The sequence below is a fragment of the Pyxidicoccus sp. M6 genome, assembly GCF_055568925.1.
In genome coordinates, this window is the sequence record NZ_CM145714.1 from 1,423,413 (window position 1) to 1,445,194 (window position 21,782).

The following is a 21,782-nucleotide window of genomic DNA, read 5'->3' on the forward strand; positions in this document are numbered from 1 at the left end:
TCACATGGGATTGCCATTCAGGGCGCGGTTGAAGGTGCCCCTAGCGCGTGGGCAGCTCCTGGAACTCCACCTCCTCGAAGCCGAGCCGTCGCACCAGGTCCACGAAGCGCTCCGTCCCGATGATGACCGTCGAGAAGTTGCCGAGCCGGAAGAGGTCGCGGTGCATCGGCAGCGACTCGGCGTCCAGGACGGGGTCCTGCGGAAAGCTGAGCGTCACCATGTCGCACGTCGCGCAGGGGGCGGGCTGGTTCCGGGAGAGACACTCCGGATGCAGCCGTCCGTGCAGCTCGAGCTGGAGCTCCAGCAGCTCCGGCGGGTTCGGGTCCCGGATGTTCAGCTCGGCGTGGCAGCCCACGAGGCCGCGCAGGCCCAGGGACTGGAGCCGTTCGAGCGCCTCGCGCCGCATGAGCAGCGTCCAGGGCGCCGGGAAGACGAGCTGGGGGAAGCGCCCGCGTCCCGCTCCGACGAGCGGGCCCAGGGCCGTTCCCGGCTCGAGCAGCGCGCTCTCGGGGACGAGCTGCCGCACCCACTCGCGCAGCCGGGTGAATTCCTCGAAGTCCTCTTCGAAGCGGGGTCTGAACTTCCGCTGGACCGACGGGGGCAGGCCGGAGAGGTCCACCTCCGGATATGACTCGCCGATACTGCTGCGGATTTCATTGCAGCCGGGGCAGTGGACTCCGGGCATGCACCACCGGGGGGCTGCACGCAGCTCCCACGAGAAGTCCGATGGCGTCACTCTTCGCAGCCGGAAGAATCGCATGGCGGTAGGCCCTGCTTAACACGAAGTTCGCGATGGGCCTCCGGGCGTGAGTCGCTCCGTGGCGATGTGACCCAGGGCGAAGGCCATGCGCGCGTCAGGCCGTCCCCGGGGCGGCCTGCCGGGCATGGTGCGCTGACGTGTGAGCGTCCCGGGCTCATCGTTCCCTCCCGTGGTCATCGACTGCCACACGCACCTGAACCGCTACACACCGGACGCGCCGGCCACACTGGCGGAGCGCTACGCGGCGCTGCGGGCGGAGATGGACGCGCACGGTATCCGCTACGCGCTGGTGCTGTCCTCCTACGCGGTGACGGAGGACCGGCCGAGCACCCGCGCCATCCTGGACCTCGTGCATGACGACGCGCGCATCGGCGTGGTGGCCGGTGTGCGCCTCGGTCGCGACAGGGCGGAGGAACTGGCCGAGCTGCGGGGCCTGCTCGAAGAGGGGCGCATCAAGGGGCTGAAGCTGTATCCCGGCTACGAGCCCTACTACGTGCACGACGCCGGGTTGCGCGGGCTCCATGCACTGGCCTCGGAGTTCCGGGTGCCGGTGATGATTCACACCGGGGACACGTACGCGCCGAAGGCCCCCGTGAAGTACGCGCACCCGCTGACGGTGGACGAGGCCGCGGTCGAGTTCCCCGACGTCACCTTCGTCCTCTGCCACCTGGGCAACCCGTGGTTCGCGGACGCGATGGAGGTCGTCTACAAGAACGCGAATGTCTTCGCGGACATCTCCGGGCTGACGCTGGGCGCCTTCGAGGAGCGCTTCGAGCGCTTCGCGCGGGGCAAGGTCGACGAGGCGCTCGCGTACATCAACGACCCGACGAAGCTGCTCTTCGGCAGCGACTGGCCCATCTCCGACATCGGCAGCTACCTCGGCTTCGTGCAGCGGCTGGACGCGACGCCGGAGGAGAAGGAGGGCCTGTTGTGGCGGAACGCCGCGCGCGTGTTCCGCCTGGAGCTGGAGGGCGGCGGAGGAGCCACGCGTGGAGACGATGGGACTGTCTGAGCGCCGCGTGGTGGAGGTGGCGGACGAGCGCAGCCCGCTCGCGCGCCGCTCCATCTCGCTGATTCAAGAGGCCATCTGGGACGTGCACCCCACGGGCTTCCTCCTGCGCGAGTTGGAGGAGACGCGGCGGGGCGAGGCGCACGGTGGGGGATACCACCTGCTGGCGATGGTGGGAGAGGACGACGAGGAGCCGCTGGCCGCGGCGGCGGGCGTGTACCTGCAGGCGGTGAATGCCGGCTTCGTCTCGTACCTCGCGGTGCGGGAGGACTTGCGCGGCCAGGGGCTGGGACAGGCGATGCGGGAGCACCTGGTGGAGACGTTCCGCGCGCAGGCCCGGAGGGAAGGGGGCGCGGAGCTGGGGTACGTGGCGGGCGAGGTGGAGCGGGAGAGCGCGTGGCTGCGGAAGATGGTCCGCGAGGGCCGGGTGATGCCGCTCGACTTTCCGTACTTCCACCCGTGGATGGCGCGCCGCTCGGAGGGGTATTACGCGCTCTACCGCGAGCCCCTGGCGGACTCGCGGGCGGAGCTGCCGTCGGAGGAGGTGGCGAAGTTGGTGGAGGCCGTCTGGAGGCGCGCGTATCGCGTCCACGCGCCGCAGCAGCGCGACACGTGGCGGTACATGATGGAGACGCTGGAGGAGCGCAAGAGCGTGGGCGCGGACCCGGACTGCCTTGCCCCGCTCAGCTCGTAGTCAGCGCGTGGGTATCTCCCCACGAGATTTCCCACGCTGCCCACCGACGAGCCCATGCCCACCATGCCCGAAAGGGTGTCCTTCACAGACCTGTCGCCGTGACGCCAGGGGGCTGCCTTCCGCCTGAAAAGGCGGGGCATCGACCAATTGCAACACGTTCACACTGGCCCGGCACCCTGTCGGACCGGTCAGGGAACCTTGGTCCATTTCCCCCTCGAGGCATTCACAGGAGGCGTGTATGCGCCTGAAGCGCGGTTGGGCCGCCGTGTTGCTGCTTCCGCTATTTCTGCCTTGGACGAGCTGGGCGCAGGAGTCCGACACCACCATGGAAGGTGGAAAGGACGAGACGCTCATCCTCAAGCCGGGAGTCGATGCCTCGCTGGAACCGGCCGAAGACGGCCAGGCCGCGCCTGAGTCGTTCGCACCCGATTCATCAGGTCGTCGGTGGAAGTACCTGCTGCGGATGGAGGCGACGGCACTGACGCTGCTGCCACGGCGCGGCGTCGGTGAGGAGGAAGGCTTCCTCCAGGTGGAGCCGCAGGTTGTGGCGGACGGCGGCCCGAAGCTGGGATTCAACCTGGGGGCCTCGGTGCGGCTGCGGCTGTGGGGCGGCGGCGAGGGGGCGGGCCTGGTGCGGAAGGAGGACTGGGACACGCCGTCCGACTGGGGCCAGTGGCTGCGCTTCTTCCGGTTGGGGAATGAGTCGTCCCAGGTGGCGCTGTGGGGAGGCGCGCTGGACAGGTACAGCCTGCTGTCCGGGCACCTGGTGAGGCACTACTCCAATCGCCGGGTGGGGCGGGCGCCCGGGCGAGGGCGGAGCCTGGGGCGTCGTGGCTGGCGCAGGCGTAGACGCGGTGTCGCCGACGCTGGACTTGCGCGCGCGGCTGGAGGTGCGCAGGCAGCACGGAGGCTTCCGCCAGGGCTTCTTCGGCCCGGACTACGAATTGGCGCGTATCCAGGCGGCGGGCACCTCGGGCCAGCCATTGGCGGACGTCGCGTTCCGCGAGGGGTACTCGGCCTACGGCGAGCTGCTGCTGGGCTGGGACGCGGTGGGGTTGGGAGAGGTGGTGCAGCGGCACCTGCTCCTCACCCTGGGCCTGGAGTCCTTCACCTGGGGCCGGGTGGACGTGGACGGGCGCCTCGGGGTGCAGCTCTTCCAGCGCAGCATGGAAGTGGCCATGCACGGAATCGCGGTGGGGGCGCGTCAGCCCGGCACGCGCTACCTGGCGGCGGGCGAGGTGCGCTGGCGAGTCCTCGGCGGAGGGCTGTACGCGCTGGGCCAGGGCGGCACCTTGCTGCACCCCACGGCAGAAGGCTCGCTGCGCCCGAGTAGCTACTTCTCGGTGGGCATGGGGGTGGACAATGCGCGCTGAGGCTCGGCTGCTTCGTGGCGTGGGCGTGTGGCTGGCTGCCGCCGTCTTCGCGACAGGTTGCGTTTCGCCGCGCTCTCGAACCGGGAACGGCGCGACGCTCTCGTACGCCTCGGGCCTGTCCTCCTCGCAGGAGGCGAGGGCCACCGGCACCGCCAGCCCGACGCAAGCCTCCACCGGAATGGAGGACGAAGCGCCGTTGTACCGCCGCCTGCCCACGCAAGCACAGGGCACGGGCTGGGGGGAGATGGTGCCGCTACGGGCGCCTCATGCGACTGCCACCATGTGCGGTGAGGTGCCTTCTGGCTGGCCCCACCTGGATTCGGAAGAAGCGGTGCTGGCCCCCTTCCTCGGGTGTACCAGCCCCGCGGCCTTCGTGGCCCTGCAGCGCACGGTGGACATGCCGCGGCTGGTGGAGGCCCTCTCCGACTGGAATGCCGTCCGGCTGGGCGCCCTGGGCCCGATGGACGCGAAGGCCGCGGAAATCCTCACCCACAAGCGGGCGGCATTCCTCGTCAGCACCACCGAGAAGTACGGCCTCCCCCGGGCGGAAGTCTTTGCCCTCTTCATCCTCCACGCGTCCTTCGACGACGAGCTACGCCAGCTCCTGCGCCTGCTGAGGGACGACAAGCAACTGGGAGACACGTTGGGGCAGATGGCCGCTGTCCGTGAGGAACTGCGGCGGCGTGGGCTGGAGCTCTCCGAATACCCCGACCGAGCAGAGCGCGCGGCGGATGTGCTCCGAGGACTGGGGCGCGCGGGACGGGATGCACTCTCCAGCTCCTCGGTGAGCGACGGGGCCCGGTACCAGGACTTCACCGCGAAGCGAGAGCAGTTGCCGCCGCCCTACCAGTCCGCCCTCGACGAGGTGGAGCAGGCGCTGATGGAGCGGCACTACGCGCCTGGAAGCACGGCGCTTGGGGCCTTCGACCACCTGACGTTCGGCGTGCCGCTGGGTTTCTACCACCTCGTGGCCGGCGCAGGGCACGGAGCGCGCTCGCTGTACCAGGGCCGGTACGAGCAGGCCGCGCGGGAGTTGGCGCCGGCTGCGTTGGCGGTGGCGCTGTACGCCGGAGGCAAGGGGGCTCGGGCCCATGCGGAGTCCAGCGGCGCCGGACGAGGCGGGGGACTGCGCCTCGCGGCGCTTGATGCGGAATCGCTGAAGACCGTCGTGAAGCACTTGGAAGAGAGGCTCGGTGGTGATGCGGCTCGTGAGCTCATCGCGCTCATCCGAGGCGAACGTGCAGCCGGCTATTTCGTGGCGGCCGAGGGACTGGATGGCGCGATGGCCATTCATGAAGCCCGAGGCAATGTGCCGAAGGCGCAGGCCCTGCTGGCGGAGGCGTATCGCGAGCGCCCGACGGCCACGTCAGCGCGGGGTGGCACCGCGAAGCGAGGTATCCGCACGCACGCCCTGTTGCCAGAGTCCGCTGGACTCGCCCCCGAGGTGGCCGAGGCCAAATTCCAGCAGGTCGAGGCCGAGGTTGGCGGGCAGCGCTTGCCGACGGACGTGGCGCTCCTGAAGAAGCATCGCAAGGCGCTCCAGGCTGCTGCCCCTCCCGGAGCTGAAGCCCATCCGCTCTGGCCCGACTACGTCTCGTACCTGGAGAAGAGGACCGTTGAAATCGAGCAAGGTACGGCGGCCAGGGGCCCCTTGGAGTGGGCGGGCTACCAGGTCATGCGGACGCGGTACGCCCGGGGCCTCGCCTTCGAGCGACTCATGTTCTCCATCCTGGAGAAGGATGCGGCACGCCCGCGGGCCCAGCGCCAGTGGCTGACGGACTTCAACCAGCCTCGAGTCGTAGCGCACGTGGGTGTCGCCAAGGCGGACCTCCGCTTCGCGGACGCGCTCGTCATCGAGGAGCGCCCGCCTGCTGGTCAATCACCTCGCGTGGAGACGTTCAGCTTCAAAAGCCGGGACCTGAAGCTGTTGGATCCGGAGGCACTGGCGGCGCAGATCGTTGAGGACGCGCGCAACGCTCTGAAGTATTACGGTGAGACGTTGAATATCCGCAGGCCCGGACTCGGGCAGACGGCGCAAATCCAGAGGGTCCGTCTTGTCTATGAGGGAGGTAGCCTCAAGCCTACTGACGCTCGCGCCTTGAAGGATGCATTGGAGAACGTCAGAGACGAAGTCGAGGGAGTGGAGGTCCTGTTTCAATGAAGTCGCTGACGCTGCGGGATTTGGACAGCGAGGACAGCCTGAGGCTCTCCTTCGAGGGAGCTTTCGACCAGCACGGGATGCTAGAGCGTGAGCTGGCCCCCATTTTTCAGGCGCTCGAGGAGAATGCAGGCGACTGGATGCCGGATGTTGTCGAAGGCAAACGACAGCGCAAATACTCGCGTGAGGCCATTTGGAAATCACTAGATGAGAAGAGGCGCGATAAGAGCACGTCCATTGTGCTTCACCGCTCATCGTTCCCAGCGGTTTCCTTGAGGCTCTACGTTGGATTTGCCATACGTCGGCCGAGGCTGAGTGTCAGTCTCTATATCCAACCGCCCTTGTTCTTTGCGGAACTTCAGCGCAGCAGCATGTTTGTGGAGATGGTTCGCGCCTGGGCAATAAAGTACCCAACTCCCTATGCGATGGCGCACAGCATGGCTGACGATCAGCTTTCTGGCGCTCCCAATTTCGGTCGCGATGAGGAGACAGCGCAGAGAGACGGGTTCGACAAGATCTATGAAGTATATTGGCTCAACGTTTTCGACCCGAAACTAGTGGAGACCGTTGGCCGTGAGCGGATGCTGTCCACCCCCGCTCACCGGGTGGAGGAGCTCCCCAACGGCTCCGTTCTCCTGGTGCTGAGACCCACCGCAGCCGACTTCGCCAGTGATGAGGCACGCGTCGCCCAGGCTCGTGCGCATGTCCACCTTCGGCCGGACCTCGACTTCGACACTGTGTTGCGCACCCTGCGTGAGCGCAGCGCCGCGCTCGTTCCGGTGGAGCCCCGCTTCCACCCGGACGTGGCACCGCTCCTCTCGCGCATGCCGGACGAGTTCGCCATCAGCGAGCGGCAGCGGAAGATTGCTGAGCTCAACGCGTACCGGCCCCCCGAGCCTGAGGAGTGGCTTCCAACGGCCCTTCCAACCGACGTAGAGAGCCAGGAGCGCACCCGCGACTCCTACGACGGACTCGCGGAGAGCCTGGTCGCGGCGCTGCACACCTCGGTGGACTCCATCTCCGAGGCGACTCCGGAGTCACTGACCGACCTCGACTTCCACTTCTGGCGTGAGAACTTCCCTGAGAGGTACGAGCGGAAGCTCCTCGACGAGCATACGGCGCCGGCCGTGGGCGCCTACCTTGGCGACGTGCTGGTGCGCAGGCTGGGCGGACAGTGGATACCGCGCAAGAAGCAGGAGGAATCCCAGGTGCGCGTCGGCAACCGGGTCTGGCTGCCCTTCCTGCGTGCCCGCCGGTACATGGAGTCCCGTCAGTCGCTGCTTGATTACTCCCTCACGCAATTGTTCCGCGAGGCGGAGCGACACCGTTCATGAGTGAAGGCGTGGAAAGCTGTGAAGGAGATGATGCGATGCGCGACACAAGGCTTACGCGAGAGAGTGTGAGGAACCTTCCCAAGGGAGAGCTCGTGTGGAAGCTGATGGAGCCTGCCTGGGGGCACGAGCCGACGGCAGGAACCCGCGGGCAGCAAATGCTCGCGCTGACGACATTCTTCATTCGCGACGTGTGCAACGGCGGCCTGGACCAGGCCCTCTACAACTTCGAGCCGAGCTCCGTGGACTTCGTCTTGAAGAGCCTCGACGAATTGGGGGCGGCGGAGCACGCTGCTGCGGTGCGGGACGGAATGTATGCGCTTTTTGGTCCCAATCCCCCTGCCACCCTTGATGGGCGTCGGCGCGCCATTGACGGGCGCTCGGGTGGTTGGATGCGCAAGTACATGGACCCGCTGAGTGCGCGTCTCTACGACGAAGGGAAGCTGGAGCCCCACTTCCTCTGCTACGTCGAGGCGCATCCCTCCGAGTTCTTCATCGATTGAATTGGATGGGTCAGAAGGTGAGACGCTGAAGGAGCGCGAGCGCATCGGTGCGGACCCCGACCTCCTTCAGCCGTTCAGCTCCCGCTCACTTCGCGAGGCCAAGTCCCTTGTCGAGCTGCGGGTCTCGCAGCATCTGGTTGAACCAGCTCGGGTAGTAGAGGGCGTGCGGGCTCACCTCGTCGAGCCGCCGCATCTGCTCATCCGACAGGTTCACCTTCAGCGCGCCCAGGTTGTCCTCGAGCTGCGACAGCTTGCTCGCGCCCAGCAGCACGGTGCTCACGCCCGGCTTCTTCAAGAGCCACGCGAGCGCCACCTGCGCCACGGTGGAACGGGTCGACTCGGCAATCTCGCGCATGACTTCCACAACGCGGAAGCCCGCCTCCTTGTCGAAGGGCAGGAGGTCGAAGCCCGAGAGGCGGTTGTTGGGGTCCTTCAGGCTCTCCCGCGTGTACTTGCCGGAGAGGAACCCTCCCGCCAGCGGGCTCCAAATCATGGTGCCGATGCCCGCGCTCTGCACGAAGGGCAGCACCTCGTGCTCCAAATCGCGCCCCACCAGCGAGTAGTACATCTGCGCGGCGGTGAAGCGCGCCCAGCCGTACCGCTCCTGGATTCCCACCGCGCGAGCCGCCTGCCACGCGGACCAGTTGGAGAAGCCGACGTAGCGCACGCTGCCCCGGCGCACGAGCTGGTCCAGCGCCTCCAGCGTCTCCTCCATCGGCGTCAGCGGGTCGAAGCGGTGGACGATGTAGAGGTCGAGGTAGTCCGTGCCCAGCCGCTTCAGGCTCGCCTCCGCCGAGGACAGCACGTGGCGGCGCGACAGCCCCGTGTCGAGCAGCCCCTCACCGGTGCGCATGCCCACCTTCGTGGACAGCACCACGTCCTTGCGGCGGTTGCCGAGCAGCCGCCCCAGCATCTCCTCCGACTGGCCGCCCGCGTACGCGTCCGCCGTGTCGAAGAAGTTGATGCCCGCCTCCAGCGCGCGGTCCACCAGCGCGCGCGCCGCGTCCATATCCACCTTGTAGACGCTCGCGATGTTGCCCGAGCCGAACGTCATCACCCCGAAAGCCAGCCGGGACACCACCAGCCCCGAGTTGCCCAGTCGCGTGTATTCCATGGCGCTTCCTCCGTAGGTCCTGCGCGGGGACGGTGTGCCCCGCTCACGGGAAGAAGACTGCACCCGGGCCGCTTCAAAGAGAACACGCTGACTGCTACATGGGATTTGAAGGAGAACTTCAAGGTGCGCCTGGGACAGCTCAACGGGTTGATGGCCTTCCTCGCGGTGGCGGACAAGCGGGGGTTCTCCGCCGCGTCGCGCGCGCTGGGCGTGTCGCCCTCGGCGCTGAGTCAGGCGGTGCGCGGGCTGGAGGCGCGCATGGGTACGCCGCTGCTCGTGCGCACGACGCGCAGCGTGAATCTCACCGACGCGGGCCAGCGCCTGAGGGAGCGCGTGGGCCCCTCGCTGCACGAGGCCCTGGCCGCCGTGGAGGAGGTGCAGGGCGGAGTGGACCGCGTCACGGGCACGCTGCGGCTGACAGTGCCGCGCATCGCCGTGCCGCTCATCATCGAGCCCGTGGTGCCGGGACTGATGGCCCAGCATCCGGAGCTGTCCGTGGACATCTCCGTGAATGACCGCAACGTAGACGTCGTCGCGGACGGGTACGACGCGGGCGTGCGCCTGAGCGAGTCCGTCGAGAGAGACCTGGTCGCCGTGCGGGTGACGCCGCCGTTCCGCTTCATCATGGTGGGCTCGCCCGCGTACCTCGCGCGCAAGGGACGACCCCAGCGGCCGAAGGACCTGATGGAGCACGACTGCATCGGGTTCCGCATGCACTCCTCGGGGCAGCGCTACGCCTGGGAATTGGAGAAGGGCGGGCGCGAGTACCGCATGGCGGTGCGTGGGCCCTTCGTCACCGACGACGCGGCGCTGATGGTGTCCTCGGCGCGGTGGGGCGCGGGGCTGGCCTACGTCAACGAGCAGGCCGCGGCCTCGGACCTGAAGGCGGGCACGCTGGAGGAGGTGCTGCCCGACTACGCCCCGAGCGTCCCCGGCCTCTTCCTGTACTTTCCTGCCCGGGCGCAGCGGCTGCCCAAGCTCCGGGTGCTGGTGGATGCCATGACGGCCCGGCTCCCTCGCAAGCCGGGCAGGGGAGGTGGCGGGTAGGATGCCGTCTCCGGCCCGGAGGGCGGGCGGGCATGCGGTCGAAGTCTTCACCCGGCGCGCGCTTTCCCCGAGAATGCCGGCCGTGCCCAACCCCTCCCGAAGCCCCCACTCCCCCCCTGCCTCCTCCCGCTGGCTGGGAGCGCTCGCCCTGGCCGCGCTGCTTGCCCTCACGGGTTGCTCCGCCTTCTCGCGCGCGGTGAAGGAAGGCGACACCGCCAGCGAGCAGCAGAAGTGGGCGGAGGCCGAGGCCGCCTACCTGCGCGCGCTCGCCGCGGACCCCGAGGCGTCCGAGGTGAAGGTGAAGCTCGGCAAGGTCCGCACCGCCTGGAGCGACGTGGTGCTGGAGGAGGCCCGGGGCGTCCACTCCAGCGGTGACCTCGACGGCGCCATGAAGCGCCTGGTGCGCGCGCTGGAGCTGAATCCGGAGAACGGGCCCGCGCGCGAGCTGCTCGGCCAGACGCTGGACCAGCGCGTGGCGGTGGGCCAGGCGGCACTGAAGGAAGAGCGGCTCAAGGAGGCGCGCGCCGAGTTCGACGCCGTGCTCTCCGTCGCTCCGGACCACGCGGCGGCCAAGCGCGGCGTGGACGGCGTGCAGGTGGCGTGGGCCAGGCGTTGGTTCGGCACCGGTGAGAGCCTGGAGAAGGCGGGCAAGCTGGGCAACGCGCTGGTGGCCTACGTGCGCGCGGACCAGGAGCGCGTGGGCGCCACCGCCGCTCGCGAGCGGGCCGAGGCCGTGCGGCAGAAGCTGCGCGACGAGGTGGCCTTCCTCGTGGTGGCCGAGCCCGTGGAGGACCGCGCCGGAGCGCCGGACGTGGTGCAGCGCCTGGCCGCCGGCCGGCTCGCGGCCATGCTCCCCACGCAGCTTCCCCTGCGCGTGGTGACGGAGGCCCCCGCGGGCCGCGAGGGCGTGCGTCTCGACCTGGCCCTGGAGCGCGTGCTGCCGCTGAAGGTGGTGGAGGACTCGCAGCGCACGCAGCGCTACCTCGCCGGCAATCGCTCCGTGCCCAACCCGAAGCGCACCAGCTTCGAGGGCAAGCTGCTCCAGGCCGAGCGCACCCTGGAGGAGGTGGACCGCAAGCAGGACGCGGCCCTGCGCGAGTACCTGCGCATGCAGGCTGAATTGCTCACCGTGCGCGAGGGCGCGGAGCGCTGCCGCGAGCGCGAGCGCCGCGAGTGCCGCGAGGCCCTGCAGGACTGCGGCGAGGCGGCCCGCGAGCAGAACAAGAACGGAGAGCTTCCCAGCGAGTGCAACCCCGCCCGCTGCGCCAGCGGCGCGTGCGCGGCGGAGGAGCTGCTGCTCGTGGGGAAGGCCACCGCGGTGAAGGAGAAGGAGAAGGCGCTCGAGGCCGCGCTGGACAAGTCGGAGGCGCAGCGAATCGAGGTGCAGCGCAACCGTGACTCCGTCTTCCGCGAGCCCATCACCGTGGAGGAGCCCATGTACTCGGACTTCGTCTACGACGTGCAGCTCCACCGGCTCACCGTGACGGCCTCCGTCACCGCGGTGATGCGCGACCTGCTCAAGGAGCAGGGCGTGGTGGCGCCGCAGACGCAGGACTATGCGGTGGCGCACGAGGACGTGGCGCACAAGGGCTATGACCGCTACGGCGTGCTCGCGGACCCGGTGCAGCTGCGCAACGAGCTGGAGCTGCGCGTGGAGGTGGGCGACAAGGCCGTAGCCGACGTGGCCCGCCGGGTGAAGGAGCGCTTCGACAAGTACCGCGGCAAGCGCGTGGAGGACGCGCGCCGGGGCATGGTGCGCCCGGGCGCCGAGGACGTGGTGGAGACGGCCGTGCGGGCGCTGCTGCTCACGGCGGACGCGCCCCCGCAGGACATCCTCCAACCGCTCGGCCGCGCGCGTGGCCTCAACCGTCCCGAGGCCCTCATCGGCCTGTAGTGCATGGCGCCGCAGCCCCCGCCGCCCGTCGCTCGGGCGGCCGGGAGGGCGCGGCGGGTGTCCTTCGCAATCGCCAGGCGGTGCCTCCCGTAGCCCGGGGTGAAGGGACTTCCACCGGGGACACCGTCATGCGACTCGACTTCAACTACCTGCTTCACGAGAGCGACCTGGACCTCGCCGCGGCGCTGTTCGTCTTCGTCGCCTTCATCATCCTCACCCTGCTCGCCATCATCCCGACGTGACGGGATGGGCCGCTTCCAAGGTGACGGGAGGCAGGAGGACGTCCGCCTCATCACTCCTGCAATCCCGTTGTCCGAAGACAGGGCAGCCCATTTCCTACGTGTAAGTACGTAGAAACGGGCCACTTGGTGTTCAAAGCGTCAACGGTATTTACATTTCAGTGGAGGGTCATGGAGTACCCGTGCACCGCGTCATAAACCGGCTCGAATCGAAAACCCTGTGAGTTCGAGGACTTGGGCTCTGGCACGGGGGCTGCTGTAGGGCGGCGTCCCCCGTAGTCAGAAAGGCAGTCCATGACCCAGTCCAAGTTCGTCGGCGCCCTCGCGGGCCTGGCGTTGCTCGCCGGTTGCGGCGGCAACGATGGCAGCACGAACACCCAGACCCAGCCGGAGACCCTCGGCCAGGGCATGTCGTACGAGCAGTTCCTGTCCACCGTCTACCAGGAGCCGGAGTCCGGCATCTTCATCGTCGACGGTGACACGCCCATCTCCAACGAGAAGCTGCTTCGGGAGTTCTACGAGACGTACGTGAAGGGCGGCCAGCTCATCGTCCACACGTCGGGCGGCGTGGACGCGAAGTGGAACGACACGCAGAAGAAGAACATCACCTACTGCGTGAGCACGACGTTCGGCAGCAACTACAGCGCGGCCGTCACGGCGATGGCCAACGCGACGGCGGCCTGGGAGTCCGCGGCCAACGTGGACTTCGTCTACGTGAGCGCGCAGGACGCGAGCTGCACCGCGAGCAACGGCAACGTGGTGTTCGACGTGCGCCCGGTGAACTCGGGCGGGCAGTACCTGGCCCGCGCCTTCTTCCCGAATGACACGCGCGCCAACCGCAACGTGCTCATCGACAATGAGTCCTTCGGCAACGTCTCGCCCTGGACGCTGACGGGCATCCTCCGCCACGAGCTGGGTCACACGCTGGGCTTCCGCCACGAGCACACCCGCCCCGAGGCCGGTGCCACCGACTGCTTCGAGGACAACAACTGGCGCACGCTGACGACGTACGACTCCTCGTCCGTCATGCACTACCCCCAGTGCAACGGCACGCAGACCGGCGACCTGGTGCTCACCACGAAGGACATCCAGGGCGCCCAGTCGCTGTACGGCGCGCCGGGCACCACCAACCCGCCTCCGACGGGCAGCGGCACGCCGGTGACGGAGACGAAGTCCGGCAGCGTGTCCGCGAGCCAGAACGTGAACATCGGCTCCTTCAGCGTGGTGGCCGGCACCGAGTTCAAGGTGGTGATGACGGGCACGGGTGACCCGGACCTGTACGTGCAGTTCGGCGCGGCGCCCACGACGAGCAGCTACGCGTGCCGTCCGTTCCAGACGGGCGCCTCCGAGACGTGCACCCTGACGGTGCCCGCGGGCGCGACGTCCGCTTACGTCATGGTGCGCGGCTTCACCGCGGCTACCTACAACCTGACCATCAGCTACACGAAGCCCGGCACCAGCACCGGCACGGCGAAGACGGACACGAAGACCGGCACCGTGGCCTCGGGCAGTGTCACGACCCTCCCCGCGTACAGCGTGCTGGCGGGTACCACCTTCAAGGTGGTGATGACGGGCACGGGTGACCCGGACCTGTACGTGCAGTTCGGCTCGGCTCCCACGACGACGAGCTACGCGTGCCGCCCGTACCAGACGGGCGCCTCCGAGACGTGCACCCTGACGGTGCCCGCGGGACAGACGAGCGCCTACGTTCAGGTGCGTGGCTACTCGTCCGGTACGTACACGCTGAACATCAGCTACACCGCGCCGTAGCTCTCCGCTTCGACACGGTGTGAGTGACGGGCGGTCTCCCTGATTGGCGAGACCGCCCGTTGCCTCTTCAGTCCGCGCTGGCGCTCAGCTCGGGGCGCAGCGTGCGCAGCTCGTCCATGCGGCGGCGCCGGCCTCCGGCGATGGCCAGGTGCCAGCAGGCCGCGGCCGAGCCCACCACGAAGCAGCCGAGCCACAGCGTGTTGGCGCCGACGCGGCCCAGCAACTGTCCACCGATGGCCGGCGCGGCGCATGCGGCCAGTCCCCAGAGCATGTGGTACGCGCCCTGGTAGCTGCCGCGCAGCTCGGGCGGAGCGAGGTCCGCCACCACGGTGGGCGCCACCGGGGCCTGCGCGATTTCCCCCAGCGTCCACACCACCACGGCGAGGATGGCGAGGCTCACGTTGGCGGACAGCGTGTGCAGCCCGAAGCCGATGCCGGTGAGCACTCCGGCCAGTGCCAGCGCGTGGGCCCGGCGCATGCGGCCCACCCACCGGCCGATGAAGGGCTGCAGCACGACGATGAGGACGCCGTTGACGGAGAGCACCGTGCCGAACTGCGCCGGCGTCAGCCCCTTCTGTCCCAGGTCCAACGGCAGCGCCACCTGACACTGAAAGAAGATGAGGGCCACCGCGAAGATGGGCAGGCTGAAGGCGAGGAACACCGGGTCCCGGAAGGGCGCGAGCGGCGAGCCCAGCGCGGGGCGCGGCGGGGCGCCCGCCTCCGTGGACACCACGGTGGGGCGCGTCTCGGGCAGCAGCAGCCAGATGCAGCAGCCATAGACGAACGTGGTGATGGCGTCGGCGATGAAGAGCGTGAGGTAGCCGAAGCGCGTCATCAACCCCGCCAGCGGGAGGGCGATGGCGAAGCCCAGGTTCACCACCCAGTAGAGGAGGCTGTACGCGCGGGTGCGGTCCGCCGGCGGCACCACGTCCGCGACGGCGGCGGACACGGCGGGCCGGTACAGCTCTCCGAAGATGCCGAGTGTGAAGGCGGCCGCGGCAATCCAGAAGGGCTCGCGCGCGAAGCCGAGGAAGAGCATGCCGCATCCTCCGAGCCAGAGGCCTCCGGCGAGGGTGAGGCGGCGGCCGATGCGGTCCGCGAGCGTGCCGCCCAGCGGGCCCGCGAGCACCGTGCCCGCGCCGTGCAGCGAGACGATGAGGCCCGCCTGCGACACGGTGTAGCCGCGCTCGCGCGTGAGGTAGAGCGCGAGGAAGGGCACCACGAAGCTGCCGAGCCGGTTGACCAGCGTGCCCGTCCACAGCACCCAGTACGTGCGGGGCAGGCCTCCCGCGAGGGCTCTCACCGCTTGCCGAAGCGTGCCGCTCATGGACGCGCCTCCTTCCGGGACACTGGGAGGAGCGGGAGCGGGACGCGGCGCGGGAGGACTGGGGTCCATGACTGGGGCGGAGCATGGGCCAGCGGACCCGTTGCTCCAAGTCTCCGGGTGGGGTGGGCGCTACCCGGAATGTGACGGCACCGGAGCGGACTTCATGACACGCGGGCCGGACCCCATGACGGCTGCCCCTGTCTACTCGGGAAGTCCTGCTTCCCTGGCGGCTGGTTGGGGGTCCGGCCTTCATCCGCACGGTGCACGCCGCGCCTGCGATGGTGCGTCCCGGTGAGGCCTTTCCGTGCCAGCGCTCGGAGCGCATGGCGCACGGTGCGCGAGTGAGTGGCGCCGCTTCCCCCGATGCGGGGCCTCAGCCCTTGACGACGGGCAGGTCCGCCAGGGCCTGCGGGCGCTTGTCCGGGGTGCACATGTCGTTGTCCGCGGGGCGCTGGCCGAAGAAGAGCTTGTTGCCGTCCACCTTCACCACGTCATGGTCCGTGCTGCATTGGGCAATGGGCTTGAAGAAGAGGCAGGCGCCGGGGATGGCCTGCTCGGTGCCCACCGTCCACGCGCCCGTGCCGCAGCTGGACTGGGTGAAGGCGTCCGCGAGCGGCTGCACGTGCGCGGTGAGGAAGCGCTCGCCGAAGACGAAGTCGCCCTCGGTGGCGCCGGGGACCTTTTCGGAGTCGCGCTCCAGCGTGTAGGGGCCGACGACGCGCGCGGTGAAGAGCTTCGTCTGGCATTGCGCGTCGCCGAAGGCATCCAGGTCGAGCGTCCACTTCTCCTCGGTGAGCTGGAAGTGGCGCTGGATGTAGCTGTTGGTTCCGTCGCCGTTGGGAATGGCCTCGCAGGAGGCGCTGTCCCAGCGGCCGGCGAGGTCCCGCGGCTTCACGGCCGTATTCGCGCCACCGCACGCGGCGGCGGTGAGGGTGGCGAGGGCGACGGCAAGGCGGGTGGTGGCATTCATGGTGGTGCTCCCTTCGGGGCGTGGGCCGCTTCGCGCGGCTCGTGGTGGCGACATGAATGCTCCGGGGACAGGCATGCGGAAACGCTGGAGTTTGCCGGATGGGCCTGCAATCTTGCAGGGCGCCATGCCGGACTGGAATGACCTGCGGTACTTCCTGGCTGTGTTGCGAGAGGGGACGCTCGCGGCGGCGTCTCGCGCGTTGAAGGTGGATGCGACGACGGTGGGGCGGCGGCTCACGGTGCTCGAGGAGGAGTTGGGCACGCGGCTGTTCGACCGGACGCCGGGGCGCTTCGTGCTGACGGCGGCGGGGCAGGGCATCCGCGGCACGGTGGAGGAGATGGAGGCGTCGGTGCTCGCGGTGGAGCGCCGGGCGGGCGGCGAGGATGCTCGGCTGGAGGGCGTGGTGCGGGTGACGACGACGGAGGCGTTCGCCGTGAATCACCTGCTGCCGCGCTTCGGGCCGTTTCGCGAGCGGCATCCGGGCATCGAGGTGCAGTTCCTCACGGACCATGGCGCGCTGGATTTGGCCCGGCGCGAGGCGGACGTGGCGGTGCGGCTGACGCGGCCGAAGGAGGCGTCGCTGGTGGCTCGCAAGGTGGGGGAGATTGCGATTTCCCTCTACGCGTCGGAGGCATATCTCGCGCGGCGCGGGCTGCCGGACCCGGCGGTGGGCTTCGCGGGGCATGACGTCATCGGCTACGCGGACGCGGCGGCGAAGTGGCCGGAGGCGCGGTGGATGGGCGAGGCGGCCACGTCCGCGCGCGTGGTGGTGCGGTGCAATTCGTTGCTGTCGGTGGTGGCCGCGACGCAGGCCGGTGTGGGGCTGGGGTTGATGCCGTGCTTCTCCGGGGACACGTCGCCGGGGTTGCGCAGGTTGATGCCTCCGGTGGCGGCGCTGCGCCGGGACATCTGGCTGGTGGTGCATCCGGACTTGCAGCAGAACGCGCGTGTGCGGGCGGTGATGGATTTCTTCTCGGAGGTCATCCATCGCGAGCGGCCGTTGCTGGCGGGCGGTGGGGTGGTCTCGCCCTGGAGCGTGGGGGCGGTCGGTGACTCGGATGCCAAGGCTTCGGCGTCGAAGTCATCGGGCAGCACGCTCAGACATGGGAAGGTGGCGTCGCGCGCTCCGCAAGGGGCGTCGCGGCGAGGGAAGGCGCGGACGTCATGAGTGCGGTCATCGGGTTGCTGGGGATGTGCCTGCTGCTGGGCGTACTGGCGCGGCACAGCGGCAAGTTCGCTCCGGGCGCGGCGGGCGCGTTCAACACGTTCATCCTGTATGTGGCGCTGCCGGCGCTGGTGCTGCGGGTGATGCACCGGCTGGAGTTCGTGCCGGAGCTCATCGTGGCCGCGGTGGTGCCTTGGCTGTACTTCCTCGCGGCGGGTCCGTTCTTCCGGTTGCTGGGGCCCCGGCTGGGATTGTCGCGGCAGTCGGTGATGGCGCTGGTGCTGACGGCGGGGTTGGGCAACACGGCCTTCGTGGGTCTGCCCATGGCGGAGGCGCTGCTGGGGCAGGGCGGGCTCGCGGTGGCGGTGGTGGCGGACCAGCTCGGCTCGTTCATGGTGTTGTCCACGCTGGCGACGATTGCCGCGACACGCGCGAGCGCGGAGAAGGCGTTGCCGTTCAGCGTGCTCGCGCGGAAGGTGGCGACGTTTCCGCCGTTCCTCGCGCTGGTGGTGTCACTGGCGCTGCGGCCGTGGGGCTTCCCCATCTGGCTGGACACGGTGCTGGAGCGGCTGGGCTCGCTGCTCACGCCGCTCGCGCTGTTCTCGGTGGGGTTGCAGCTTCGTCTCACCGGCGTGAGTCACCGGATTCCGGCGCTGGTGCTGGGGCTCTCATACAAGTTGCTGCTGGTGCCGGGACTGGTGGCGCTGGGACTGCTGGCGATGCCGGGGCTGACGCCAGTGGTGGTGCAGGCCACGGTGCTTCAGTCCGCGATGGCGCCCATGGTGAGCGCGGCGATTCTCGCCGCTGAGCACGAGCTCGACCCGGAGCTCGCCGTGCTGATGGTCGGCGTGGGGATTCCGCTGTCCTTCGCCACGGCGCTGGGGTGGTTCTGGGTGGTGCACTGAAGGCGCTGAATCGCGCACCGCGCGACACTCCACCGTGACCTCACGGACAGCCCCCGTGCCCGTCCGCCTGCCCTGCTTCCGGGCACGCGGCCGGACCCCTGTCGTACCGGCACCGTCCCCCTATCTTTGCCGCATGGCTGAGCAACCACCGAAGGCCTCGGGAGCACCCGGGGGGGACCCGCGGCGGATGGAGGTCCGGCGCCCTGTCGCCGAGCTGGGCGCACGCACCTACGCCATCCAGTTACTCACCGATGCCGGCATTCCCTTCCTCGTCGGCGGCGCGTACGCGTTCGCCCACTACACCGGCATCTACCGCGACACCAAGGACCTCGACCTCTTCATCCGCAAGGCGGACGCCGACCGCGCCCTCGAGGTGCTCGCGCGCAACGACTGGCGCACCGAGAGCAACGTCCACGGCTGGCTCCACAAGGCCTTCTGGGACGACTTCCTCGTCGACATCATCTTCGCCTCCGGCAACGGCCTCACCGTCGTCGACGACGGCTGGTTCGAGCATGCCGTCTGCGCCCAGCTCCTCGGCTGCGCGTGCAAGGTGCCCCCGGCGGAGGAAATCTTCTGGAGCAAGGCCTTCGTCCTCGAGCGCGAGCGCTTCGACGGCCACGAACTCACGCACCTCCTGGTGAAGGCCGGTGCGAGCTTCGACTGGCCGCGCCTCCTCAAGCGCTTCGACAGGTACTGGGAGGTGCTCCTCTCGCACCTCATGCTCTTCCGCTTCGCCTACCCCGGAGACCGGGCCATCGTCCCCGAGTGGCTGATGCAGGAGCTGCTCTCCCGCGCCAGCGGCTCGGTGCAGGAGGGCGACTGGGAGCGGAAGCTCTGCCGCGGCCGGCTGCTGTCCCACGTCCAATACGAGGTGGACCTCGCCGAGTGGGGCTATGAGGACGGCCGCGCCTGGGACGAGAAGGACCGCGAGCGCGGCGACGAGCTCCTCGCCACCGGGCATGCGAGCAGCATCCACGGTCCCCACTGAGGGGACCGCGCCTGGATGCAGCCCACACGCTGGAAGGAGGGAGGGCCTCTTCGCGAGGCCCCGAAGCGGCGGGTGGCGGGGCGGAATGAGCGCCTCCATGCCACCCGGAAGAAAGGTCTGACGCTACGCCTGCGCCGTCGTGGCGAAGGACAGCTCCACGCCGTTGTCGCGCACGCGCATGTGCGGCTTGGACAGCCAGTGACACTGCGGGCAGTAGCTGTGCGCGCCCGCCTGTGAGGCGCGCACAGTCACTTCGCCGCCGCAGAGCACGCAGCCGTCGGGAAGGACGAACTCGGCGAACCGGTCGCCGTTGCTGCTTTCGAAGTGAGTCATGCCTCTGAGTTAACGCAGGATTTGCGAGGCACAAGGTGGCCTGGGGGTGTACCCCGGTACGTACACCCGCGCACGCTTCGCACGGCGCCTCTGGAGAGCAGGCGGCCAGCCGGGCCCTCCTGCAATCCTTACCGCCCACACAGGTAGTGACGACTTCCCGACACCGCAACCTGGAGTCCTCACGGCGCGCGGCTGGCACGGAGATTTCAAGGCGCCGGGGGAACGGTTGGCGAGGGGGACGGTATGGGCGAGGTGGAGGTGGCACACGTGGAGCTCCTCCACGAACGGAGGGGTTGGGGTGTGGAGGTGCGCACGCGTGACGGTGCCGTCCGGCGCTACCGCTACGGTAGCGAGGCCCAGGCCCGGTACTTCGCGGCCGTCTTCTCCCTGGGGCCCCGGGTGCTCCCTCCGGTGACGTCCGTGCGGCGCAGGCGCACCCGGCGGGCGGCCTGAAGGGCCCCTGGCCGAGGCTTTCCCTCTACCCATGCGGGCTCGTTTCGGAGAGGCTTTCGCGTCATGAGCGACGCACCCAAGCCCTTCCTTCACCGTCCCAACCGTCAGCACATCACCAAGGAGCCGGACCCCGCGGGCCGCTGGTCCAAGCTGTTCCCGGACATGATTGGCTACAGCAGCCAGGGCGGCGGCAAGGTGCCGGCGGACTTCGGCTGGAACACCAACCCCAAGCAGGACCAGGAGGAGCTGACGCCGGAGACGCTCGCCGCCCGCTACAACGAGCTGCGCGTCACCCCGCCGAAGCCCGTGGCTCCCGCGCTGCCCGCGCCGGCCGCCGACGCCGCGAACAAGTAGTCCCGCGCCTCAGCTGAACGGCAGGGCCGCGAGCCGCTCCCGGAAGCGCGCGAGCAAATCCCGCGTCCCTGCCTCGTCCAGTCCCTCGCTGGTCTCCTGGCGCGCCTTGCGCAGGAAGGCGTCGAAGGCCGCCACGCGACCCTGGAGCGCGCCCGCCGCGTCCACCGCGTCCGCAATCACCCGCGCGGCGCCCGGCGAGCCGAGCGCCAGGTGCATCTCCACCTGCTCCAGCTTCATGCCGCACGCCGCCCACACCGCGCGGTCGTGCACGATGAGCCACGTGCGCGTCACCTCCTCCATGTGCCCGTCCAGGGCCACGAGGAAGCGCTCCACCAGCGCGGGGAGTGCGTCCACGTCCAGCTCCGGCTTCGTGGCCGTCTCCAGCAGGCGCGCGCGCAGCTCCAGCACCTCGCGCTTCTGCGGCGTGCGCAGCGCCACCGACGCGGGCAGCGAGACGAAGGCGGACAGGCTCTCCGCCAGTTGCTTCGCCAGCGCGGGGCGCGCGCGGGCCTCCGCCTTCGCCGCGCGCTCCAGCCGTCCCTGCAGGGAGCGCCGCAGGTCCGCCGCCGCCGCGCGCAGGGCGGCCCGCGCGGCCACCTGGTGCACGTAGCCCGGCACCACGTCCTCGCGGCGCACGTCCTCGAAGGCGGACGCGGTGAGGTAGACGAGGTCGCCCACGCGCACGCTGAAGTCGGCGCGGAAGGCCTGAAGCTCCGCCATCAGCGTCCAGCGGTCGCTCACCACCTCGGGCCGGCGCATCTGCAGGCCCAGCTCACCCACGCGCTTCGCGAGGTGTGCGGCAATCGCGTGCAGCACCGCCTCCACCTCCTGCGCCAGCCGCTCGTCCGAGCTGGCGGGCGGAGGGGCCCAGCCCTCGTCCTGGCCGGCGGGTCGCGCGGGCGGGGGGAACTCCTTGTGGATGGCGGCGACGAGCTGGTTGACGCCCACCAGCGTGTCGCCGATGGCGGGCGCCATCGTCTCCCACAGCGCGAGGTCCGCGCCGCCGTCCGGCTCCACGGAGGTGGGCTCGTACTTCGCGATGTTCAGGTGCCCCAGCCGGTCGATGGCCACGGCGGCCGCGCGGTGCACGCGCTCCAGCCGGTCCGCGAGGTGACGGTCGGTGAGGGACTCCAGCAGCGCCTCCAGCCGCGAGGGCAGGGCGTCCTGGGGAGGGCGGGACTTCGGCGTCGGCGCGGGCATGGGCGGGGTGGGGTGAAGCGGGCAGGGAGGCACCCTAGCGCACCGTCACGGGAGCGTGAAAAGAGGGGCTCGGCAGAGCGTGTCCTTCCCGGCATAGAGTGCGGGTCAGGGGAGGATGCATGACGCAACGTTTCCGACGCTGGCTCCCGCTGCTCATCGGAGGGCTGGCCGGCCTGCTCGTGGGGGGCTTCCTGA

19 protein-coding genes and 1 pseudogene are annotated in these 21,782 nt (G+C 69.5%); 14 read left to right on the forward strand and 6 right to left on the reverse strand.

Annotation, left to right across the window (positions count from 1 at the left end; translation table 11 throughout):
- Positions 1-40 precede the first annotated feature (40 nt).
- On the reverse strand, positions 41-760 hold the full coding sequence (sitI6, locus tag ACVTJA_RS06055) for a SitI6 family double-CXXCG motif immunity protein (RefSeq protein WP_465834579.1): 720 nt from the start codon (positions 758-760) through the stop codon (positions 41-43).
- A 139-nt stretch (positions 761-899) separates the two neighbouring features.
- Here sitI6 and ACVTJA_RS06060 point away from each other — a divergent pair, with 139 nt between their 5' ends.
- From ACVTJA_RS06060 to ACVTJA_RS06085, 6 genes and pseudogenes are all read left to right on the forward strand, one after another.
- Positions 900-1,772 carry an amidohydrolase family protein gene (locus tag ACVTJA_RS06060; RefSeq protein ID WP_465834581.1) on the forward strand — a complete coding sequence of 291 codons (873 nt, stop codon included), beginning with the start codon at positions 900-902 and terminating at the stop codon, positions 1,770-1,772.
- Positions 1,759-2,463: a GNAT family N-acetyltransferase gene (locus ACVTJA_RS06065; RefSeq protein WP_465834583.1), complete on the forward strand. Its 705-nt coding sequence runs from the start codon at positions 1,759-1,761 to the stop codon at positions 2,461-2,463. The genes ACVTJA_RS06060 and ACVTJA_RS06065 overlap by 14 nt, the downstream gene beginning before the upstream one ends.
- Before the next feature lie 325 nt (positions 2,464-2,788).
- A pseudogene (locus tag ACVTJA_RS06070) lies at positions 2,789-3,836 on the forward strand (hypothetical protein).
- Positions 3,826-5,997 carry a hypothetical protein gene (locus ACVTJA_RS06075; RefSeq protein WP_465834585.1) on the forward strand — a complete coding sequence of 724 codons (2,172 nt, stop codon included), beginning with the start codon at positions 3,826-3,828 and terminating at the stop codon, positions 5,995-5,997. The pseudogene ACVTJA_RS06070 and the gene ACVTJA_RS06075 overlap by 11 nt, the downstream one beginning before the upstream one ends.
- Positions 5,994-7,328 carry a hypothetical protein gene (locus ACVTJA_RS06080; RefSeq protein ID WP_465834587.1) on the forward strand — a complete coding sequence of 445 codons (1,335 nt, stop codon included), beginning with the start codon at positions 5,994-5,996 and terminating at the stop codon, positions 7,326-7,328. Before ACVTJA_RS06075 ends, ACVTJA_RS06080 begins: the two co-directional genes overlap by 4 nt.
- Complete coding sequence (locus ACVTJA_RS06085; RefSeq protein ID WP_465834589.1) at positions 7,325-7,828, forward strand: DMP19 family protein; 504 nt, start codon at positions 7,325-7,327, stop codon at positions 7,826-7,828. Before ACVTJA_RS06080 ends, ACVTJA_RS06085 begins: the two co-directional genes overlap by 4 nt.
- A gap of 85 nt (positions 7,829-7,913) precedes the next feature.
- Here ACVTJA_RS06085 and ACVTJA_RS06090 read toward each other — a convergent pair whose 3' ends face one another.
- Positions 7,914-8,942, reverse strand: coding sequence for an aldo/keto reductase (locus ACVTJA_RS06090; protein WP_465834591.1), 1,029 nt, complete (start codon positions 8,940-8,942; stop codon positions 7,914-7,916).
- A gap of 123 nt (positions 8,943-9,065) precedes the next feature.
- Here ACVTJA_RS06090 and ACVTJA_RS06095 point away from each other — a divergent pair, with 123 nt between their 5' ends.
- From ACVTJA_RS06095 to ACVTJA_RS06105, 3 genes are all read left to right on the forward strand, one after another.
- Positions 9,066-9,989, forward strand: a complete 924-nt coding sequence (locus tag ACVTJA_RS06095; RefSeq protein WP_465834593.1) for a LysR family transcriptional regulator — start codon at positions 9,066-9,068, stop codon at positions 9,987-9,989.
- Positions 9,990-10,062: 73 nt separating this feature from the next.
- Positions 10,063-11,883, forward strand: coding sequence for an outer membrane exchange accessory lipoprotein TraC (gene traC, locus ACVTJA_RS06100; protein WP_465840322.1), 1,821 nt, complete (start codon positions 10,063-10,065; stop codon positions 11,881-11,883).
- A gap of 533 nt (positions 11,884-12,416) precedes the next feature.
- A complete protein-coding gene (locus ACVTJA_RS06105) occupies positions 12,417-13,892 on the forward strand; it encodes a M57 family metalloprotease (protein WP_465834595.1) in 1,476 nt (491 codons plus the stop codon).
- Positions 13,893-13,959: 67 nt separating this feature from the next.
- On the opposite strand, the gene ACVTJA_RS06110 is transcribed toward ACVTJA_RS06105, so the two are convergent.
- Together ACVTJA_RS06110 and ACVTJA_RS06115 are read right to left on the reverse strand one after the other, a co-directional pair.
- The gene (locus ACVTJA_RS06110) at positions 13,960-15,219 is read right to left on the reverse strand and encodes an MDR family MFS transporter (protein ID WP_465834597.1); all 1,260 of its coding nucleotides are present in this window, start codon (positions 15,217-15,219) and stop codon (positions 13,960-13,962) included.
- 373 nt (positions 15,220-15,592) lie between these two features.
- Positions 15,593-16,189: a hypothetical protein gene (locus ACVTJA_RS06115; RefSeq protein WP_465834599.1), complete on the reverse strand. Its 597-nt coding sequence runs from the start codon at positions 16,187-16,189 to the stop codon at positions 15,593-15,595.
- Positions 16,190-16,313: 124 nt separating this feature from the next.
- Here ACVTJA_RS06115 and ACVTJA_RS06120 point away from each other — a divergent pair, with 124 nt between their 5' ends.
- The 3 genes from ACVTJA_RS06120 to ACVTJA_RS06130 all read left to right on the forward strand — a co-directional run bounded on the left by ACVTJA_RS06120 (position 16,314) and on the right by ACVTJA_RS06130 (position 19,247).
- The gene (locus ACVTJA_RS06120) at positions 16,314-17,357 is read left to right on the forward strand and encodes a LysR family transcriptional regulator (protein WP_465834600.1); all 1,044 of its coding nucleotides are present in this window, start codon (positions 16,314-16,316) and stop codon (positions 17,355-17,357) included.
- Positions 17,354-18,259 carry an AEC family transporter gene (locus ACVTJA_RS06125; protein WP_465834602.1) on the forward strand — a complete coding sequence of 302 codons (906 nt, stop codon included), beginning with the start codon at positions 17,354-17,356 and terminating at the stop codon, positions 18,257-18,259. Before ACVTJA_RS06120 ends, ACVTJA_RS06125 begins: the two co-directional genes overlap by 4 nt.
- Positions 18,260-18,446: 187 nt before the next feature.
- Positions 18,447-19,247, forward strand: a complete 801-nt coding sequence (locus ACVTJA_RS06130; RefSeq protein ID WP_465834603.1) for a nucleotidyltransferase family protein — start codon at positions 18,447-18,449, stop codon at positions 19,245-19,247.
- A 123-nt stretch (positions 19,248-19,370) separates the two neighbouring features.
- Here the strand turns inward: ACVTJA_RS06130 and ACVTJA_RS06135 are convergent, their stop codons facing one another.
- Entirely contained in the window at positions 19,371-19,580 is a 210-nt protein-coding gene (locus ACVTJA_RS06135; RefSeq protein WP_465834605.1) for a hypothetical protein, read from the reverse strand.
- A 243-nt stretch (positions 19,581-19,823) separates the two neighbouring features.
- Here ACVTJA_RS06135 and ACVTJA_RS06140 point away from each other — a divergent pair, with 243 nt between their 5' ends.
- Both ACVTJA_RS06140 and ACVTJA_RS06145 read left to right on the forward strand, forming a co-directional pair.
- Positions 19,824-20,033: a hypothetical protein gene (locus tag ACVTJA_RS06140; RefSeq protein WP_465834607.1), complete on the forward strand. Its 210-nt coding sequence runs from the start codon at positions 19,824-19,826 to the stop codon at positions 20,031-20,033.
- Between the two features lie 63 nt (positions 20,034-20,096).
- Positions 20,097-20,387, forward strand: a complete 291-nt coding sequence (locus ACVTJA_RS06145) for a hypothetical protein (protein WP_465834609.1) — start codon at positions 20,097-20,099, stop codon at positions 20,385-20,387.
- 9 nt (positions 20,388-20,396) lie between these two features.
- Here ACVTJA_RS06145 and ACVTJA_RS06150 read toward each other — a convergent pair whose 3' ends face one another.
- Positions 20,397-21,587 carry a hypothetical protein gene (locus tag ACVTJA_RS06150; RefSeq protein ID WP_465834611.1) on the reverse strand — a complete coding sequence of 397 codons (1,191 nt, stop codon included), beginning with the start codon at positions 21,585-21,587 and terminating at the stop codon, positions 20,397-20,399.
- Positions 21,588-21,782 lie beyond the last annotated feature (195 nt).

Bases quoted from the DNA above. Each gene is read 5' to 3' on its own strand.
- ACVTJA_RS06080 (WP_465834587.1), top strand. From the start codon at position 5,994: ATGAAGTCGCTGACGCTGCGGGATTTGGACAGCGAGGACAGCCTGAGG.
- ACVTJA_RS06130 (WP_465834603.1), top strand. From the start codon at position 18,447: ATGGAGGTCCGGCGCCCTGTCGCCGAGCTGGGCGCACGCACCTACGCC.
- sitI6 (WP_465834579.1), bottom strand. From the start codon at position 760: ATGCGATTCTTCCGGCTGCGAAGAGTGACGCCATCGGACTTCTCGTGG.
- ACVTJA_RS06145 (WP_465834609.1), top strand. From the start codon at position 20,097: ATGAGCGACGCACCCAAGCCCTTCCTTCACCGTCCCAACCGTCAGCAC.
- ACVTJA_RS06090 (WP_465834591.1), bottom strand. From the start codon at position 8,942: ATGGAATACACGCGACTGGGCAACTCGGGGCTGGTGGTGTCCCGGCTG.
- ACVTJA_RS06120 (WP_465834600.1), top strand. From the start codon at position 16,314: ATGCCGGACTGGAATGACCTGCGGTACTTCCTGGCTGTGTTGCGAGAG.
- ACVTJA_RS06135 (WP_465834605.1), bottom strand. From the start codon at position 19,580: ATGACTCACTTCGAAAGCAGCAACGGCGACCGGTTCGCCGAGTTCGTC.
- ACVTJA_RS06065 (WP_465834583.1), top strand. From the start codon at position 1,759: ATGGGACTGTCTGAGCGCCGCGTGGTGGAGGTGGCGGACGAGCGCAGC.
- ACVTJA_RS06085 (WP_465834589.1), top strand. From the start codon at position 7,325: ATGAGTGAAGGCGTGGAAAGCTGTGAAGGAGATGATGCGATGCGCGAC.
- ACVTJA_RS06110 (WP_465834597.1), bottom strand. From the start codon at position 15,219: ATGAGCGGCACGCTTCGGCAAGCGGTGAGAGCCCTCGCGGGAGGCCTG.
- traC (WP_465840322.1), top strand. From the start codon at position 10,063: ATGCCGGCCGTGCCCAACCCCTCCCGAAGCCCCCACTCCCCCCCTGCC.
- ACVTJA_RS06105 (WP_465834595.1), top strand. From the start codon at position 12,417: ATGACCCAGTCCAAGTTCGTCGGCGCCCTCGCGGGCCTGGCGTTGCTC.
- ACVTJA_RS06075 (WP_465834585.1), top strand. From the start codon at position 3,826: ATGCGCGCTGAGGCTCGGCTGCTTCGTGGCGTGGGCGTGTGGCTGGCT.
- ACVTJA_RS06125 (WP_465834602.1), top strand. From the start codon at position 17,354: ATGAGTGCGGTCATCGGGTTGCTGGGGATGTGCCTGCTGCTGGGCGTA.
- ACVTJA_RS06140 (WP_465834607.1), top strand. From the start codon at position 19,824: ATGGGCGAGGTGGAGGTGGCACACGTGGAGCTCCTCCACGAACGGAGG.
- ACVTJA_RS06115 (WP_465834599.1), bottom strand. From the start codon at position 16,189: ATGAATGCCACCACCCGCCTTGCCGTCGCCCTCGCCACCCTCACCGCC.
- ACVTJA_RS06150 (WP_465834611.1), bottom strand. From the start codon at position 21,587: ATGCCCGCGCCGACGCCGAAGTCCCGCCCTCCCCAGGACGCCCTGCCC.